The following is a 15,598-nucleotide window of genomic DNA, read 5'->3' as shown; positions in this document are numbered from 1 at the left end:
TGGGGACCGTGATCTCCCGAATCGATCTGCGCGGCGACGCCCTCCCGGAGGGTCCCGCCCTGCGCGACCTGCTGCCCCGAGCCGAGTTCGACGTTCAGGCCGCCCTGGAGAAGGTGCGTCCGATCTGCGAGGCCGTGCATCATCGTGGCGACGCGGCGCTGATCGACTTCGCCGAGAAGTTCGACGGAGTCAGGCTGGAGCGGGTGCGGGTCCCCGCCGAGGCGCTGACCGAGGCGCTCGACGAGCTGGACCCGGCCGTGCGCGCGGCCCTGGAGGAGTCCATCCGCCGCGCCCGGCTGGTCCACCGCGAGCAGCGCCGCTCCACCCACACCACCCAGGTGGTGCCCGGCGGCTCGGTCACCGAGAAGTGGGTGCCGGTCGACCGCGTCGGGCTGTACGCGCCGGGTGGCCGGTCCGTGTATCCGTCGTCCGTGATCATGAATGTGGTGCCCGCCCAGGAGGCCGGGGTCGAGTCGATCGCGCTCGCCTCGCCCGCGCAGGCGGAGTTCGGCGGACTCCCGCACCCGACGATCCTCGCCGCGTGCGCGCTGCTCGGCGTCGACGAGGTGTACGCCGCCGGTGGCGCCACCGCCGTCGCGATGTTCGCGTACGGCACCGAGTCCTGCCCGCCCGCCAACATGGTCACCGGGCCCGGCAACATCTGGGTCGCCGCCGCCAAGCGCTACTTCACCGGCAAGATCGGCATCGACGCCGAGGCCGGTCCGACCGAGATCGCGATCCTGGCCGACGCCACGGCCGATCCGGTGCACGTCGCCTCCGACCTGATCAGCCAGGCCGAGCACGATCCGCTCGCGGCCGCCGTGCTGGTCACCGACTCCCTGGATCTCGTGGAGGCGGTGGAGAAGGAGCTGGAGAGCCAGGTCGCGGCCAGCAGGCACATCGACGACCGGATCGTGCCCGCGCTCACGGGCAAGCAGTCCGCGATCGTCCTGGTCGACGGGGTCGAGGAGGGGCTGCGGGTGGTCGACGCGTACGGCGCCGAGCACCTGGAGATCCAGACCGCCGACGCCGCCGCCGTGGCCGACCGGGTGCGCAACGCCGGTGCGATCTTCATCGGGCCCTGGGCGCCCGTGTCCCTCGGCGACTACGCCGCCGGGTCCAACCACGTCCTGCCCACGGGCGGGTGCGCCTGCCACTCCTCCGGGCTGTCCGTCCAGTCGTTCCTGCGCGGCATCCACATCGTCGACTACACGCGGGACGCGTTGGCCGAGGTCGCGCACCACGTGGTGACGCTGGCGGAGGCGGAGGACCTGCCGGCCCACGGGGCGGCGATCAAGGCACGGTTCGGTTGGAAGGTGCCCGGCAAGTGACTTTCGGTCTCGACGATCTCCCCGTACGGGACGAGCTGCGCGGCAAGTCCCCCTACGGCGCGCCCCAACTGGACGTCCCCGTACGGCTGAACACCAATGAGAACCCCTATCCGCTGCCCGAGCCGCTGGTCGAGCGGATCGCCGAGCGGGTGCGCGAGGCTGCCCGCAACCTCAACCGCTATCCGGACCGGGACGCGGTGGAGCTGCGGACGAAGCTCGCCGAGTATCTGACGAACACGTCCGGGTACGAGGTGGGGCCGGCCAACGTGTGGGCGGCGAACGGGTCCAACGAGGTCATCCAGCAGCTGCTGCAGACCTTCGGCGGTCCGGGCCGCAGCGCCATCGGCTTCGAGCCGTCGTACTCGATGCACGGACTGATCTCGCGGGGGACGGGCACGCGCTGGATCTCCGGTCCGCGCAACGAGGACTTCTCGATCGACCTGGCGGCGGCGGAGAAGGCCATCGCCGGGCATCGGCCCGATGTCGTGTTCGTGACGACCCCCAACAACCCCACCGGTACCGCGGTTCCGCCCGAGACGGTCCTCGCGCTGTACGAGGCCGCGCAGGCGGCGAAGCCGTCGATGGTGGTGGTCGACGAGGCGTACATCGAGTTCAGCCACGGTGACTCGCTGCTGCCGCTGCTGGACGGGCGGCCGAACCTGGTCGTCTCGCGCACGATGTCGAAGGCGTTCGGCGCGGCGGGGCTCAGGCTCGGCTATCTCGCCGCGCACCCGGCCGTCGTGGACGCCGTGCAGCTCGTACGGCTGCCGTACCACCTGTCGGCCGTCACCCAGGCGACCGCGCTGGCCGCCCTGGAGCACACCGACACCCTGCTCGGCTATGTCGAGCAGCTGAAGGCCGAGCGGGACCGGCTGGTGGCCGAGCTGAAGGCGATCGGCTACGAGGTGACCGCCTCGGACGCCAATTTCGTGCAGTTCGGGCGCTTCGACGACGCCCATGCCGCCTGGCGGAAGATCCTCGACCGGGGTGTGCTGGTCCGGGACAACGGCGTGCCGGGGTGGCTGCGGGTCACCGCCGGGACGCCCGAAGAGAACGACGCGTTCCTCGACGCGGTCCGTGAACTGAAGAAGGAGCAGAGCGCATGAACCGCGTAGGACGCGTGGAGCGCGTGACGAAGGAGACCTCGGTCCTCGTCGAGATAAACCTCGACGGCACGGGCCAGGTCGATGTGGCGACCGGTGTCGGCTTCTACGACCACATGCTCGACCAGCTCGGCCGGCACGGTCTGTTCGACCTCACCGTGAAGACCGAGGGCGACCTGCACATCGACTCCCACCACACCATCGAGGACACCGCCCTCGCGCTCGGCGCCGCCTTCAAGCAGGCGCTCGGCGACAAGGTGGGGATCTACCGCTTCGGCAACTGCACGGTCCCGCTGGACGAGTCCCTCGCCCAGGTGACCGTGGACCTGAGCGGCCGGCCGTACCTCGTGCACACCGAGCCCGAGAACATGGCGCCGATGATCGGCGAGTACGACACCACGATGACCCGGCACATCCTGGAGTCCTTCGTGGCCCAGGCGCAGATCGCGCTGCACGTGCACGTGCCCTACGGGCGCAACGCGCACCACATCGTGGAGTGCCAGTTCAAGGCGCTGGCCAGGGCCCTGCGGTACGCCTCCGAGCGTGACCCGCGCGCGGCGGGCATCCTTCCCTCCACGAAGGGCGCGCTGTGAACGGGCTGTCCACCGTCCTGATCGTCGTCGGCCTCTTCCTCGTCGGCGGCATCATCTCCTTCGTCAAGCAGCAGATGCCGAAGAGCCTCATCGTGCTGCTGTCCATCGGTGCCGCGATGTGTCTCACCGCGGGCATTCTGCGGCTGGAGGTGTGGAATTGAGCACCGCATCCAAGAAGGTCGTGGTCTTCGACTACGGCTTCGGCAACGTCCGTTCCGCCGAGCGTGCCCTCGCGCGCGTGGGCGCCGACGTCGAGATCACCCGTGACTTCGACGAGGCGATGAACGCCGACGGCCTGCTGGTGCCGGGCGTCGGCGCGTTCGCCGCCTGTATGAAGGGCCTGAAGGAGGCGCGCGGCGACTGGATCGTCGACCGGCGGCTGTCCGGCGGGCGCCCGGTGATGGGCATCTGCGTCGGCATGCAGATCCTGTTCGCGCGGGGCATCGAGCACGGTGTGGAGACCGAGGGCCTCGACGAGTGGCCCGGCTCGGTCGAGCCGCTCCAGGCCGACGTGGTGCCCCACATGGGCTGGAACACCGTCGAGGCACCCGCCGACTCCCAGCTGTTCGCCGGGCTCGACGCGGACGCGCGCTACTACTTCGTGCACTCCTACGCCGTCCACGACTGGATGCTGGAGACCCACAACCCGCGCATCGACGCCCCCAAGGTCACCTGGACGACCTACGGCAAGCCCTTCGTGGCCGCCGTGGAGAACGGCGCCCTGTGGGCCACGCAGTTCCACCCCGAGAAGTCCGGCGACGCCGGAGCCCAGCTCCTCACCAACTGGATCGGAACCCTGTGAGCAAGCTCGAACTCCTCCCCGCCGTCGACGTCCGCGACGGCCAGGCCGTACGCCTCGTGCACGGCGAGTCCGGCACCGAGACCTCCTACGGCTCCCCGCTGGAGGCCGCCCTCGCCTGGCAGCGCTCCGGCGCCGAATGGCTGCACCTGGTCGACCTGGACGCCGCGTTCGGCACCGGCGACAACCGGGAGCTGATCGCCGAGGTCACCAAGGCGATGGACATCAAGGTGGAGCTGTCCGGCGGCATCCGCGACGACGCCTCCCTGGCCGCCGCCCTCGCCACCGGCTGCACCCGCGTCAACCTCGGCACCGCCGCGCTGGAGACCCCCGAGTGGGTCGCCAAGGTCATCGCCGAGCACGGCGACAAGATCGCCGTCGGCCTCGACGTACGCGGCACGACCCTGCGCGGCCGCGGCTGGACCCGCGACGGCGGCGACCTCTACGAGACGCTGGAGCGCCTCAACAACGAGGGCTGCGCGCGCTACGTGGTGACGGACATCGCCAAGGACGGCACCCTCCAGGGCCCGAACCTGGAGCTGCTGAAGAACGTCTGCGCGGCGACCGACCGCCCGGTCGTGGCCTCCGGCGGCGTCTCGTCGCTGGACGACCTGCGGGCGATCGCCGAGCTCGTGCCGCTCGGTGTCGAGGGCGCGATCGTCGGGAAGGCGCTGTACGCGAAGGCGTTCACGCTGGAAGAGGCCCTGGAGGCTGTGGCGTCATGACGTCCGACGGCGTACGGCGGGTGCAGAGCGGGAGTCCCTGGGAGGAGTCCTTCGGTTTCGCACGCGCGGTGGCGGCGGGCGACCGGGTGGTCGTGGGCGGCACGACGTCCTTCAAGGGCCCCGTGCTGTACGGGGAGGGCGACCCGTACGAGCAGGCGAAGGTGGCGTTCACCAGCGCGCTGGCGGCGATCGCCGAGTTCGGGCTGGGCCCCGAGTCGGTGATCAGGACCCGGATGTACCTGACCCATCAGCGGGACGTCGACGAGGTCGGCCGGGCGCACGCGGAGGTCTTCGACTCCGTGCGGCCGGTCACCACCATGGTGGTCGTGGAGGGCTTCGTCGACCCGCGCATCCTGGTCGAAGTGGAATTGGAAGCCTTCCGGGGCCAGAGCATCCGAGGAGCCGTGGATTCATGACCCTGGCGGTCCGAGTCATCCCCTGCCTGGACGTGGACAACGGCCGGGTCGTCAAGGGCGTCAACTTCCAGAACCTGCGCGACGCGGGCGACCCCGTCGAGATGGCCAAGGTGTACGACGCCGAGGGCGCCGACGAGCTGACGTTCCTGGACATCACCGCCTCGTCGGGCGACCGCGAGACCACCTACGACGTGGTGCGCCGCACCGCCGAGCAGGTGTTCATCCCGCTGACCGTCGGCGGCGGCGTCCGCACGGCCGAGGACGTGGACAAGCTGCTGCGCGCGGGCGCGGACAAGGTGGGCGTCAACACCGCCGCGATCGCCCGTCCCGACCTGATCCGTGAGATCGCCGAGCGCTTCGGCCGCCAGGTGCTGGTCCTGTCGGTGGACGCGCGCCGCACCGCTTCGGGCGGCTTCGAGGTGACGACCCACGGCGGCCGCAAGGGCACCGGCATCGACGCGGTCGAGTGGGCGCACCGGGCGGCCGAACTGGGCGCCGGCGAGATCCTGCTGAACTCCATGGACGCCGACGGCACCAAGGACGGCTACGACATCGAGATGATCGAGGCCGTCCGCAAGCACGTCACCGTCCCGGTGATCGCCTCCGGCGGCGCCGGCAAGCTCGCCGACTTCGCCCCGGCCGTCGAGGCGGGCGCGGACGCCGTCCTCGCGGCCTCCGTCTTCCACTTCGGCGACCTGCGGATCGGCGAGGTGAAGAACGCGCTGCGGGAGGCGGGCCACCCGGTGCGGTGAGCCCCATCACGCGGCTGAGGTGAGCCCCGGTCTCCTGGAGGCCGGGGCTCACGCATCCCCGGACGGAGGAACGGCGTGGCCGCCGCGCCGAACCGCCCCCGCTGAGGTTGCTCAGATGCCGAGCTGCTTGCCCTCGCTCAGCTTGGTGATCGCGGCCTCGTCGCCGTCCAGGTCCACCTTGGCGGCGGTCTGGCGGCCGTAGAGGAACAGGAGCAGTTCCGAGGGTTCGCCGGTGACCGTGACCACGGGGGTGCCACGGTGGGCGACCGCGGTCTGGCCGTCGGGGCGGCGCAGGACGAGCCCGGTGGGGGCGCCGCGCCCCATGAGGCGGGCGGTGCGTTCCAGGCGGGACCACAGGGCGTCCTGGAAGACCGGGTCCAGCTCGCGCGGTGTCCAGTCGGGCTGGGCGCGGCGCACGTCCTCGGCGTGGACGTAGAACTCGACGGTGTTGGACGCCTCGTCGAGCTGCTTGAGGGTGAAGGGGGAGAAACGCGGCGGGCCGGTGCGGATGAGCTGGATCAGCTCCTCGTACGGCTTGGCCGTGAACTCCTCCATCGCCTTGTCCAGGCGCGGCGCGAGCTGCTTGATCAGCAGGCCGCCGGCGGCGTCCGGGCGGCGCTCGCGCACCACCACGTGCGCGGCCAGATCGCGTGTGCGCCAGCCCTCGCACAGGGTCGGCGCGTCGGGACCGGCGGTTTCCAAGAGATCGGCGAGCAGAAGCCGTTCACGCTTGGCGAAGGTCGACATACGGCCAGCCTACGACCGTACGGCAGCCGGTGGCCGTACCGAGGTCCGTCCAGTGGACATGCGCCGTCACTGTCGGTGCCGCACGGCACAATGGCCACATGACCAGCTCATCCAGCCGCCTCGACCCCGAGATCGCCGCGCGCCTCAAGCGCAGCCCGGACGGACTCGTGCCCGCCATCGCCCAGCAGTACGACACCGGAGAGGTGCTGATGCTGGGCTGGATGGACGACGAGGCGCTGCACCGCACGCTCACCACGGGCCGCTGCACCTACTGGTCCCGCAGCCGCCAGGAGTACTGGGTCAAGGGCGACACCTCCGGCCACTTCCAGTGGGTGAAGTCCGTGGCCCTGGACTGCGACGCCGACACCGTGCTGGTCAAGGTCGACCAGGTGGGGGCCGCCTGCCACACGGGCGCGCGCACCTGCTTCGACGCGGACGTACTGCTCAAGGACGCCGGCGCACCGGCCTCGGATCAGTAAGGTCGGCCGCCATGGACCTCGACACCTTCCGCAAGCTGGCCACCGACCGCCGCGTCATCCCCGTCACCCGCAAGCTGCTCGCCGACGGCGACACCCCGGTCGCGCTCTACCGCAAGCTCGCCGCCGAGCGCCCCGGCACCTTCCTGCTGGAGTCCGCGGAGAACGGCCGCTCGTGGTCCCGGTACTCCTTCGTCGGCGTGCGCTCCGCCGCCACCCTGACGGCCCGCGACGGCCAGGCCCACTGGCTCGGCACCCCGCCCGTCGGCGTCCCCACCGACGGCGACCCGCTGGCCGCCCTGCGCGCCACCGTCGAGACCCTGCACACCCCCCACCAGGAGGGCCTGCCGCCCTTCACCGGCGGCATGGTCGGCTACCTCGGCTACGACATCGTGCGCCGCCTGGAGAAGATCGGCCCCGGCGAGCGCGACGACCTGCGGCTGCCCGAGCTGACCATGCTGCTCACCAGCGACCTCGCGGTGATGGACCACTGGGAGGGCTCCGTCCTGCTGATCGCCAACGCGATCAACCACAACGACCTCGACACCGGCGTCGACGAGGCGTACGCGGACGCCGTCGCCCGCCTCGACGCCATGGAGGCCGACCTCGCCCGCCCGGTCGCCCAGCCCCCGGCGCACCTGCCGCCCTCCGAACTGCCCGAGTACACCGCGCTCTGGGGCGGCCCCGACTTCCAGGAGGCCGTCGAGGACATCAAGGAGCGCATCCGCGCGGGCGAGGCATTCCAGGTCGTGCCCTCCCAGCGGTTCGAGACGCCCTGCACGGCGAGCGCGCTGGACGTGTACCGGGTGCTCAGGGCCACCAACCCGTCGCCGTATATGTACCTGTTCCGTTTCGAGGGCTTCGACATCGTCGGCTCCTCGCCGGAGGCCCTGGTCAAGGTCGAGGACGGACAGGCCATGGTCCACCCCATCGCCGGCACCCGGCACCGCGGGGCGACCCCGCAGGAGGACCAGGCCCTCGCCGACGAACTGCTCGCCGACCCCAAGGAGCGTGCCGAGCACCTGATGCTCGTCGACCTCGGGCGCAACGACCTCGGGCGGGTGTGCGAGCCCGGCTCGGTGGAGGTCGTCGACTTCATGTCCATCGAGCGGTACTCCCATGTGATGCACATCGTCTCCACGGTCACCGGCAAGGTCGCCCCCGGCCGCACCGCCTTCGACGTCCTCACCGCCTGCTTCCCGGCCGGCACCCTCTCCGGCGCGCCCAAGCCGCGGGCGATGCAGATCATCGACGAACTGGAGCCGTCCCGGCGCGGCCTGTACGGCGGCTGCGTCGGCTACCTCGACTTCGCGGGCGACTCCGACACCGCCATCGCCATCCGCACCGCCCTGCTGCGCGACGGCACCGCCTATGTGCAGGCCGGCGCGGGCGTCGTCGCCGACTCCGACCCGGTCGCCGAGGACCAGGAGTGCCGCAACAAGGCCGCCGCGGTGCTGCGCGCGGTGCACACCGCCAACCGGCTCGGAAAGTAGGACGGGCGTCACGTGAACCCCGGGTGACGTGTCGCCCGGGGTTCGGGCGATAGTGGAGTACGTGACTGCTGCCGTACCTCACCCCCGTACCGAAGCCGAAGGACCCACCAGGTCCGGGCGCCGCAGCCTCGCCCTCGCCCTGCTGTTCGGGGCGCTCGGCGCGGCCGTGACGCTGCTGGCCACCCGTCAGCGCTGGTCGGAGGGCGCCGCGACGGTGGCCACCGGCGGCGCCTTCCCGCTGACCGCCAAGGGCAGCGACGTCACCGGCGTCCCCGCCTCCCTCGCCATAGTGGGCCTCGCCGCGCTCGTCGCCGTCTTCGCCGTCCGCCGGGCCGGCCGGCTCCTGGTCGCCGCGCTGCTCACCCTGTGCGGCGCCGGCACCGTCGCCGCGGCCCTGGCCGGCGCCTCCGACAGCTCCGCCCTCGACGAGAAGGCCGCCCAGGTCACCGGCGACACCTCCGCCACGGTCGGCTCCCTCAGCCACACCGCCTGGCCCTACGTCGCGGCCGTCGGCGGCCTGCTGATCCTGCTGGCCGGCCTGCTCGCCCTGCGCTACGGCAAGCTGTGGCCCGCCATGTCCGGCCGCTACGAGCGAGGCGGTGCGCCGCGGCCCCGTGCCGCCGGCCCCGCCGCCACCGACCCCGACCGCCCCGAGGACCTGTGGAAGGCCCTCGACCGCGGCGAGGACCCCACCGAACCCGGACCGGCCTAGGACCTGCCGGGACACCACGCCGCTCCGGACGGCAGGGCCCCAGCGGGGAGCACCGGCCGGGGCAACGGTTCCCGATGTGGTGAAACCGACGTGATCGGAAGCCACCCCCGCGTCCCGCACGCGCGCGCGTACGGGACAATGGACGACGAGCGTCAGGCTCACACACGCATACGGCTACGAGGAGCAAGCACATGGCGGGCAGCAGCCACGGTCACGGTCACACCCCGGCCGCCTGGACGGGTGTCATCATCGCCTTCATCGGTTTCACTGTCGCGGGCGCCTTCATGGTGATGGACAACCCGCTCGGTTTCTGGGGCGGCATGGCGATCGTGGTCCTCGCCGGCGTCGTCGGCGGCGTGATGCGCGCCATGGGCATGGGTGCCCCGAAGGCCGAGCCGCTGGCCATGGTCAAGGCCCCGGCGAAGGCGGCGCCCGTCGCGACCCGCGAGCCGGTGGCCGCGGAGAGCTGAGCCCCGTACGCCGCCGAGTGCGGCCGCGTGACGACGCTCGCGGAACCAGCACCCCGAAGGGGCGGCCCCACGCCGGGCCGCCCCTTCGGCGTACCCGCCCCTGCTCCGGCGCGCGCCCGCCCCGTGCCCCCGGCACAATGCGAGGCGTGACCGCCGACAGCGGGCCCACGGCCCCCACCGCCCCCGACACCCCCACGGCCCGCACCATCCCCACGGCCTCCGCGCCCCGCCTGGCCGCCCCCGCCCGCGGCACCCACGCGCCCCGCCGCGCCCCCGCTCGCCCCCTGCGCCGGCTCGCCGTGCCCGTCGGGGTCCTCGCGGCCGTCGCCGGCGCCTTCGCCTACGTCGGAACGGTCGACCCCAACGAACCCGGCCACTACCCGGTCTGCCCGCTGCTGCGCCTCACCGGCCTGTACTGCCCCGGCTGCGGAGGACTGCGCAGCGCCCACGCCTTCGTCCACGGCGACCTGACCGCCGCCCTCCAGGCCAACGCGCCCGCCGTCCTCGCCTACGCGCTCTTCGTGGTGCTGTGGACCGTCTGGGTGGTCCGCGCGGCCCGCGGCCGGCCGCTGCGCCTCGACCTCGGCCCGGCGCACCTGTGGGCCGTCGGGGTGTTGTTGCTGGTCTTCACGGTGGTCCGCAACCTCCCCTTCGGAAGCTGGCTCCATCCTTGACCGATGGCGGGAATGTCCAGGTAGTGGGACTGCCGTCGACCGGATGCGGGGCCTGCGCCGTCCTGCGGATACCATCGCAGTGACCATTGCTTCGCCCCTGGTCACCCGAACTGTCCACCGTCTGGAAGGGGGCCGCTCGCGTGAGTGTGCTCGACGAGATCATCGACGGAGTCCGTGCCGACCTTGCGGAACGGCAGGCGCGCGTCAGCCTCGACGAGCTCAAGGAGCGCGCGGCGAAGGCTCCCGCGGCCAAGGACGGGGTCGCCGCGCTCAAGGGCGACGGCGTCAAGGTGATCTGCGAGGTCAAGCGCTCCAGCCCGTCCAAGGGCGCGCTGGCCGCGATCGCCGACCCGGCCGGACTCGCCGCGGACTACGAGGCGGGCGGCGCCGCCGTCATCTCCGTCCTCACCGAGGAGCGCCGCTTCGGCGGCTCCCTGGCCGACCTTGAGGCGGTCCGCGCGCGCGTGGACATCCCCGTCCTGCGCAAGGACTTCATCGTCACCTCGTACCAGCTGTGGGAGGCCCGCGCCTACGGTGCCGACCTCGCCCTGCTGATCGTCGCCGCCCTCGACCAGCCCGCCCTGGAGTCCCTGATCGAGCGGGCCGTCTCCATCGGCCTCACCCCGCTCGTCGAGGTCCACGACGAGGACGAGGTCGAGCGTGCCGTGGACGCGGGCGCCAAGGTCATCGGCGTCAACGCGCGCAACCTCAAGACGCTGGAGGTCGACCGCTCCACCTTCGAGCGCGTCGCCCCCGAGATCCCCGCGGGCATCGTCAGGATCGCCGAGTCCGGCATCCGCGGCCCGCACGACCTCATCGCCTACGCCAACGCCGGCGCCGACGCCGTCCTGGTCGGCGAGTCCTTGGTCACCGGCAAGGACCCCAAGTCGGCCGTCGCCGACCTGGTGGCCGCGGGCGAGCACCCGGCCATCCGCCACGGCCGGGACTGATCCTTCGCTAGGCTGACCGATGATGACGTTTCCGATCACCGAGACCGCCAGGGACCCGTACGCCCGCCTCGCGCGCGGCTGCCGTCCCCGAGGCTGCCGCGCGCCCGCACGCCGGGTCCACGGCCGCCGAGTGCGGTACGTGATCGGAGACGAACCCGGGCAGGTGAACGGCCGTCGATGGCAAGGCTTCTAGGGGCGCGGGGAACTGCGCGACAAGCCCCCACGGGCCCGCGGCCAACGAACCATCCCTGCACCCCCACGGCGATCAGTGTCTTTTCACCACACTCACCGTGAGGCTCAAGCATGCCCAGCACCTACTTCATCCCTGACCCCGAAGGCCAGGTACCGAGCCCCGAGGGCTACTTCGGGGCCTTCGGCGGCAAGTTCATCCCGGAGGCCCTCGTCGCCGCCGTCGACGAGGTGGCCGTCGAGTTCGACAAGGCCAAGAACGACCCGGAGTTCGCCCGCGAGCTGGACGACCTCCTGGTCAACTACACCGGCCGCCCCAGTGCCCTGACCGAGGTCAAGAGGTTCGCCGAACACGCCGGAGGCGCCCGCGTCTTCCTCAAGCGCGAGGACCTCAACCACACCGGCTCCCACAAGATCAACAACGTCCTCGGCCAGGCCCTGCTCACCAAGCGCATGGGCAAGACCCGCGTGATCGCCGAGACCGGCGCCGGCCAGCACGGCGTGGCGACGGCGACGGCCTGCGCCCTGTTCGGCCTGGACTGCACGATCTACATGGGTGAGATCGACACCCGGCGCCAGGCCCTGAACGTGGCCCGGATGCGCATGCTCGGCGCCGAGGTCATCGCCGTGAAGTCCGGCAGCCGCACCCTGAAGGACGCCATCAACGAGGCGTTCCGCGACTGGGTGGCCAACGTTGACCACACCCACTACCTCTTCGGTACGGTGGCCGGCCCGCACCCCTTCCCGGCCATGGTCCGCGACTTCCACCGCGTCATCGGCGTCGAGGCCCGCCGCCAGCTCCTGGAGCGCGCCGGCCGGCTCCCCGACGCCGCGATCGCCTGCGTCGGCGGCGGCTCCAACGCCATCGGCCTGTTCCACGCCTTCATCCCCGACACCGGCGTCCGCCTCATCGGCTGCGAACCGGCCGGACACGGCGTGGACACCGGCGAGCACGCGGCCACCCTCACCGCGGGCGAGCCCGGCATCCTGCACGGCTCGCGGTCCTACGTCCTCCAGGACGACGAGGGCCAGATCACCGAGCCGTACTCGATCTCGGCCGGTCTGGACTACCCCGGCATCGGCCCGGAGCACTCCTACCTCAAGGACACCGGACGCGCCGAGTACCGCGCGGTCACCGACGACGCGGCGATGCAGGCGCTGCGCCTGCTGTCCCGCACCGAGGGCATCATCCCGGCGATCGAGAGCGCGCACGCGCTGGCCGGCGCCCTGGAGGTCGGCCGTGAGCTGGGCCCCGACGGGCTGATCGTGGTCAACCTCTCCGGCCGCGGTGACAAGGACATGGACACGGCCGCGCGCTACTTCGGCCTGTACGACACCGACGCCGAGGTCGCGGCCGACGCCGCCGACGTCGCGGAGATCGAGGGGGACGCCAAGTGAGCGGGAACATCCAACTGCTGACCGACACCCTCGCCGGCGCCAAGGCCGAGGGCCGCGCCGCGCTCATCGCCTACCTCCCGGCCGGGTTCCCGACCGTCGACGGCGGCATCGAGGCGATCAAGGCCGTTTTCGACGGCGGCGCCGACGTCGTCGAGGTCGGCCTGCCGCACAGCGACCCGGTGCTCGACGGCCCGGTCATCCAGACCGCCGACGACATCGCCCTGCGCGGCGGGGTGCGGATCGCCGACGTGATGCGCACGGTCCGCGAGGCGTTCGCGGCGACCGGCAAGCCGGTGCTCGTCATGACGTACTGGAACCCCATCGACCGCTACGGCGTCGAGCGGTTCACCGCCGAGCTCGCCGAGGCGGGCGGCGCCGGGTGCATCCTGCCCGACCTGCCCGTGCAGGAGTCGGCGCTGTGGCGGGAGCACGCCGAGAAGCACGGCCTCGCGACGGTGTTCGTCGTGGCGCCCAGCAGCAAGGACGAGCGGCTCGCCGAGATCACCGCGGCGGGCAGCGGCTTCGTCTACGCCGCCTCGCTGATGGGCGTCACCGGCACCCGCGAGTCGGTCGGCGCGCAGGCCGAGCAGCTGGTGCACCGCACCCGCGCCACCACGGAACTGCCCGTCTGCGTCGGCCTCGGCGTCTCGAATGCCGCCCAGGCCGCCGAGGTCGCCGGCTTCGCCGACGGGGTGATCGTCGGCTCCGCCTTCGTCAAGCGGATGCTGGACGCCCCCGACCACGCGGCCGGAGTCGAGGCCGTGCGGGCGCTCGCGGGCGACCTCGCGAAGGGCGTGCGCGGCCGGGCGTAACGGAAGAATCGGTCACTCGAACGGGTGGACCTGGGACCGGGGAGGCGCGCTGTGCCTCCCCGGTTCGTTTCCGGGGTGTGAGCGAGAAGAATCGTGACGGAAAGCGCACGGCCCGCGAGCGGCTGGCGGTCGAGCGCGAGAAGCAGAAGGCCGCCGAGAAGCGACGGCGCGCGCTGATCGTGGGCGCGAGCGTGGTCTGTGTGCTGGGCCTCGCCGCGGTGATCGGCGTGGTCGCGGCCAACGCGGGCAAGGACGACGGCGACAGCGCGGGTCCGGTCGTGGCGCCCTCGGGAGCCCGGGGCAAGGACGGTCTCGCCATCCCGGTCGGCAAGGAGAGCGCCAAGTCGACGCTCACCGTCTGGGAGGACTTCCGCTGCCCCGCCTGCAAGGGCTTCGAGACGGCGTACCGTCCGGTCATCCATGAGCTGACGGCCGCCGGGAAGCTGAAGGTGGAGTACCACCTGGCCACCATCATCGACGGCAACATGGGCGGCAGCGGCTCCCGCAAGGCGGCGAACGCCTCGGCCTGCGCCCAGGACGCGGGCAAGTTCACCGCGTACCACGACGTGCTCTTCGACAACCAGCCGCCCGAGCCCGACGACGCGTTCGCCGAGGAGGACAAGCTCATCGAGCTGGCGGGCAAGGTCGACGGCCTGGACACGCCCGCCTTCCGCGCCTGTGTCAACGACGGCCGGCACGACGGCTGGGTGGAGAAGTCCGCCGCCGCCTTCCGCGAGGGCGGCTTCAGCGGCACCCCGACGGTGCTGCTCGACGGCAAGAACATCTACCAGGACCAGTCGATGACCCCGGCGAAGCTGAAGCAGATGGTGGAGGCCGCCCAGGGCTGAGCCCGCGCCGCGGCGCGGGTGGGGCCCCGGCTCGTTATGGACCCGTAGCCGGGGCACCCGACGCCGGGAGTGCCCGGCAGGGTAGCGTCGTCCTTGCCATGGACCTTGCCTATATTCCAAGCCCGTCGCGTGGGGTGATCCACCTCGGCCCCATCCCGCTGCGAGGCTACGCGTTCTGCATCATCATCGGTGTCTTCGTGGCCGTCTGGCTCGGCAACAAGCGCTGGATCGCCCGCGGCGGGCGGGCCGGCACCGTCGCCGACATCGCGGTCTGGGCGGTGCCGTTCGGCCTGATCGGAGGCCGGCTCTACCACGTGATCACGGACTACGAGCGGTACTTCAGCGAGGGCCGTGACTGGGTGGACGCCTTCAAGATCTGGGAGGGCGGCCTCGGTATCTGGGGTGCGATCGCGCTGGGCGCGGTGGGTGCCTGGATCGGCTGCCGCCGCCGCGGCATCCCGCTGCCCGCCTACGCCGACGCCGTCGCCCCCGGCATCGCGTTCGCGCAGGCCATCGGCCGCTGGGGCAACTGGTTCAACCAGGAGCTGTACGGCCGGGAGACGGACGTCCCCTGGGCGCTGCACATCACCTCCTCCACGGACGGCCGCGAGCCGGGGTACTACCACCCCACGTTCCTCTACGAGTCGCTGTGGTGCATCGGCGTCGCGCTGCTGGTCATCTGGGCCGACCGGCGCTTCAAGCTCGGCCATGGGCGGGCGTTCGCGCTCTATGTCGCCTCGTACTGCGCGGGCCGGTTCTGGATCGAGTACCTGCGCGTCGACGAGGCCCACGAGATCCTCGGTCTGCGGCTGAACAACTGGACCGCGCTGTTCGTCCTCCTGCTCGCCGTGACCTACATCGTGGTCTCCGCGAGGAAGCGGCCCGGACGCGAGCCGGTGGTCGAGCCCGGTGCGCAGCCGGCGCCCGCGGAGGGCGACGCGGAGCCGGGCGAGGGAGCCGAGGTGAAGGACGAGACCGACGCCGAAGGCGGGAAGAAGGCCGAGGCGGAAGCGGAGTCGGAGTCCGCATCCGAGGCCGAATCGGAGTCCGCGTCCGAGGCCGAGTCGGAGTCCGAGTCGAAGTCCGAGTCGGCGAAGAAGGGCTGACGGC

Annotated in this window: 20 protein-coding genes; 19 read left to right on the top strand and 1 reads right to left on the bottom strand. The window is 71.9% G+C overall.

Annotated features, from left to right (window positions below; translation table 11 throughout):
* Positions 1-8: 8 nt before the first annotated feature.
* Genes hisD through hisF form a run of 8 tightly spaced genes read left to right on the top strand, consistent with a single transcriptional unit; the run spans position 9 to position 5,719 of the window.
* Entirely contained in the window at positions 9-1,331 is a 1,323-nt protein-coding gene (hisD, locus tag ACSU6M_RS08930) for a histidinol dehydrogenase (protein ID WP_437068525.1), read from the top strand.
* A complete protein-coding gene (locus ACSU6M_RS08925; protein ID WP_437068524.1) occupies positions 1,328-2,437 on the top strand; it encodes a histidinol-phosphate transaminase in 1,110 nt (369 codons plus the stop codon). The genes hisD and ACSU6M_RS08925 overlap by 4 nt, the downstream gene beginning before the upstream one ends.
* Complete coding sequence (gene hisB / locus ACSU6M_RS08920; protein WP_363158125.1) at positions 2,434-3,027, top strand: imidazoleglycerol-phosphate dehydratase HisB; 594 nt, start codon at positions 2,434-2,436, stop codon at positions 3,025-3,027. The genes ACSU6M_RS08925 and hisB overlap by 4 nt, the downstream gene beginning before the upstream one ends.
* Entirely contained in the window at positions 3,024-3,188 is a 165-nt protein-coding gene (locus ACSU6M_RS08915; RefSeq protein WP_437068522.1) for a hypothetical protein, read from the top strand. The genes hisB and ACSU6M_RS08915 overlap by 4 nt, the downstream gene beginning before the upstream one ends.
* The gene (gene hisH, locus ACSU6M_RS08910; RefSeq protein WP_437068521.1) at positions 3,185-3,829 is read left to right on the top strand and encodes an imidazole glycerol phosphate synthase subunit HisH; all 645 of its coding nucleotides are present in this window, start codon (positions 3,185-3,187) and stop codon (positions 3,827-3,829) included. Before ACSU6M_RS08915 ends, hisH begins: the two co-directional genes overlap by 4 nt.
* Complete coding sequence (priA, locus tag ACSU6M_RS08905) at positions 3,826-4,551, top strand: bifunctional 1-(5-phosphoribosyl)-5-((5-phosphoribosylamino)methylideneamino)imidazole-4-carboxamide isomerase/phosphoribosylanthranilate isomerase PriA (protein ID WP_437068519.1); 726 nt, start codon at positions 3,826-3,828, stop codon at positions 4,549-4,551. Before hisH ends, priA begins: the two co-directional genes overlap by 4 nt.
* On the top strand, positions 4,548-4,967 hold the full coding sequence (locus ACSU6M_RS08900) for a RidA family protein (RefSeq protein WP_437068518.1): 420 nt from the start codon (positions 4,548-4,550) through the stop codon (positions 4,965-4,967). The genes priA and ACSU6M_RS08900 overlap by 4 nt, the downstream gene beginning before the upstream one ends.
* Positions 4,964-5,719 carry an imidazole glycerol phosphate synthase subunit HisF gene (gene hisF, locus ACSU6M_RS08895; protein WP_437068516.1) on the top strand — a complete coding sequence of 252 codons (756 nt, stop codon included), beginning with the start codon at positions 4,964-4,966 and terminating at the stop codon, positions 5,717-5,719. Before ACSU6M_RS08900 ends, hisF begins: the two co-directional genes overlap by 4 nt.
* Before the next feature lie 111 nt (positions 5,720-5,830).
* Here hisF and ACSU6M_RS08890 read toward each other — a convergent pair whose 3' ends face one another.
* Positions 5,831-6,466, bottom strand: a complete 636-nt coding sequence (locus ACSU6M_RS08890; RefSeq protein WP_437068515.1) for a TIGR03085 family metal-binding protein — start codon at positions 6,464-6,466, stop codon at positions 5,831-5,833.
* Positions 6,467-6,564: 98 nt separating this feature from the next.
* Between ACSU6M_RS08890 and hisI the strand changes: the two genes are divergently transcribed.
* The 11 genes from hisI to lgt all read left to right on the top strand — a co-directional run bounded on the left by hisI (position 6,565) and on the right by lgt (position 15,594).
* On the top strand, positions 6,565-6,945 hold the full coding sequence (gene hisI / locus ACSU6M_RS08885; RefSeq protein WP_437068513.1) for a phosphoribosyl-AMP cyclohydrolase: 381 nt from the start codon (positions 6,565-6,567) through the stop codon (positions 6,943-6,945).
* A gap of 11 nt (positions 6,946-6,956) precedes the next feature.
* The gene (locus ACSU6M_RS08880) at positions 6,957-8,435 is read left to right on the top strand and encodes an anthranilate synthase component I (RefSeq protein WP_437068511.1); all 1,479 of its coding nucleotides are present in this window, start codon (positions 6,957-6,959) and stop codon (positions 8,433-8,435) included.
* Between the two features lie 52 nt (positions 8,436-8,487).
* Positions 8,488-9,147, top strand: a complete 660-nt coding sequence (locus ACSU6M_RS08875) for a TIGR02234 family membrane protein (protein ID WP_437068509.1) — start codon at positions 8,488-8,490, stop codon at positions 9,145-9,147.
* Between the two features lie 191 nt (positions 9,148-9,338).
* Positions 9,339-9,617 carry an HGxxPAAW family protein gene (locus ACSU6M_RS08870; protein ID WP_437068507.1) on the top strand — a complete coding sequence of 93 codons (279 nt, stop codon included), beginning with the start codon at positions 9,339-9,341 and terminating at the stop codon, positions 9,615-9,617.
* A 137-nt stretch (positions 9,618-9,754) separates the two neighbouring features.
* Entirely contained in the window at positions 9,755-10,291 is a 537-nt protein-coding gene (locus ACSU6M_RS08865; protein ID WP_437068505.1) for a DUF2752 domain-containing protein, read from the top strand.
* 140 nt (positions 10,292-10,431) lie between these two features.
* Positions 10,432-11,241, top strand: a complete 810-nt coding sequence (gene trpC / locus ACSU6M_RS08860) for an indole-3-glycerol phosphate synthase TrpC (RefSeq protein WP_437068503.1) — start codon at positions 10,432-10,434, stop codon at positions 11,239-11,241.
* Positions 11,242-11,260: 19 nt separating this feature from the next.
* Positions 11,261-11,434 carry a tryptophan biosynthesis modulator TrpM gene (gene trpM, locus ACSU6M_RS08855; RefSeq protein ID WP_437068501.1) on the top strand — a complete coding sequence of 58 codons (174 nt, stop codon included), beginning with the start codon at positions 11,261-11,263 and terminating at the stop codon, positions 11,432-11,434.
* Between the two features lie 110 nt (positions 11,435-11,544).
* Positions 11,545-12,828 carry a tryptophan synthase subunit beta gene (gene trpB / locus ACSU6M_RS08850; RefSeq protein ID WP_437068499.1) on the top strand — a complete coding sequence of 428 codons (1,284 nt, stop codon included), beginning with the start codon at positions 11,545-11,547 and terminating at the stop codon, positions 12,826-12,828.
* Positions 12,825-13,640: a tryptophan synthase subunit alpha gene (gene trpA / locus ACSU6M_RS08845; RefSeq protein ID WP_437068498.1), complete on the top strand. Its 816-nt coding sequence runs from the start codon at positions 12,825-12,827 to the stop codon at positions 13,638-13,640. The genes trpB and trpA overlap by 4 nt, the downstream gene beginning before the upstream one ends.
* Positions 13,641-13,717: 77 nt before the next feature.
* Positions 13,718-14,488, top strand: coding sequence for a DsbA family protein (locus ACSU6M_RS08840; RefSeq protein WP_437068496.1), 771 nt, complete (start codon positions 13,718-13,720; stop codon positions 14,486-14,488).
* A gap of 98 nt (positions 14,489-14,586) precedes the next feature.
* The gene (gene lgt, locus ACSU6M_RS08835; protein ID WP_437068494.1) at positions 14,587-15,594 is read left to right on the top strand and encodes a prolipoprotein diacylglyceryl transferase; all 1,008 of its coding nucleotides are present in this window, start codon (positions 14,587-14,589) and stop codon (positions 15,592-15,594) included.
* Positions 15,595-15,598: the final 4 nt, after the last annotated feature.

Source organism: Streptomyces sp. enrichment culture (assembly GCF_964272895.1).
Taxonomy (GTDB): Bacteria; Actinomycetota; Actinomycetes; order Streptomycetales; family Streptomycetaceae; genus Streptomyces.
This window is presented reverse-complemented; position numbering and strand designations above follow the sequence as displayed.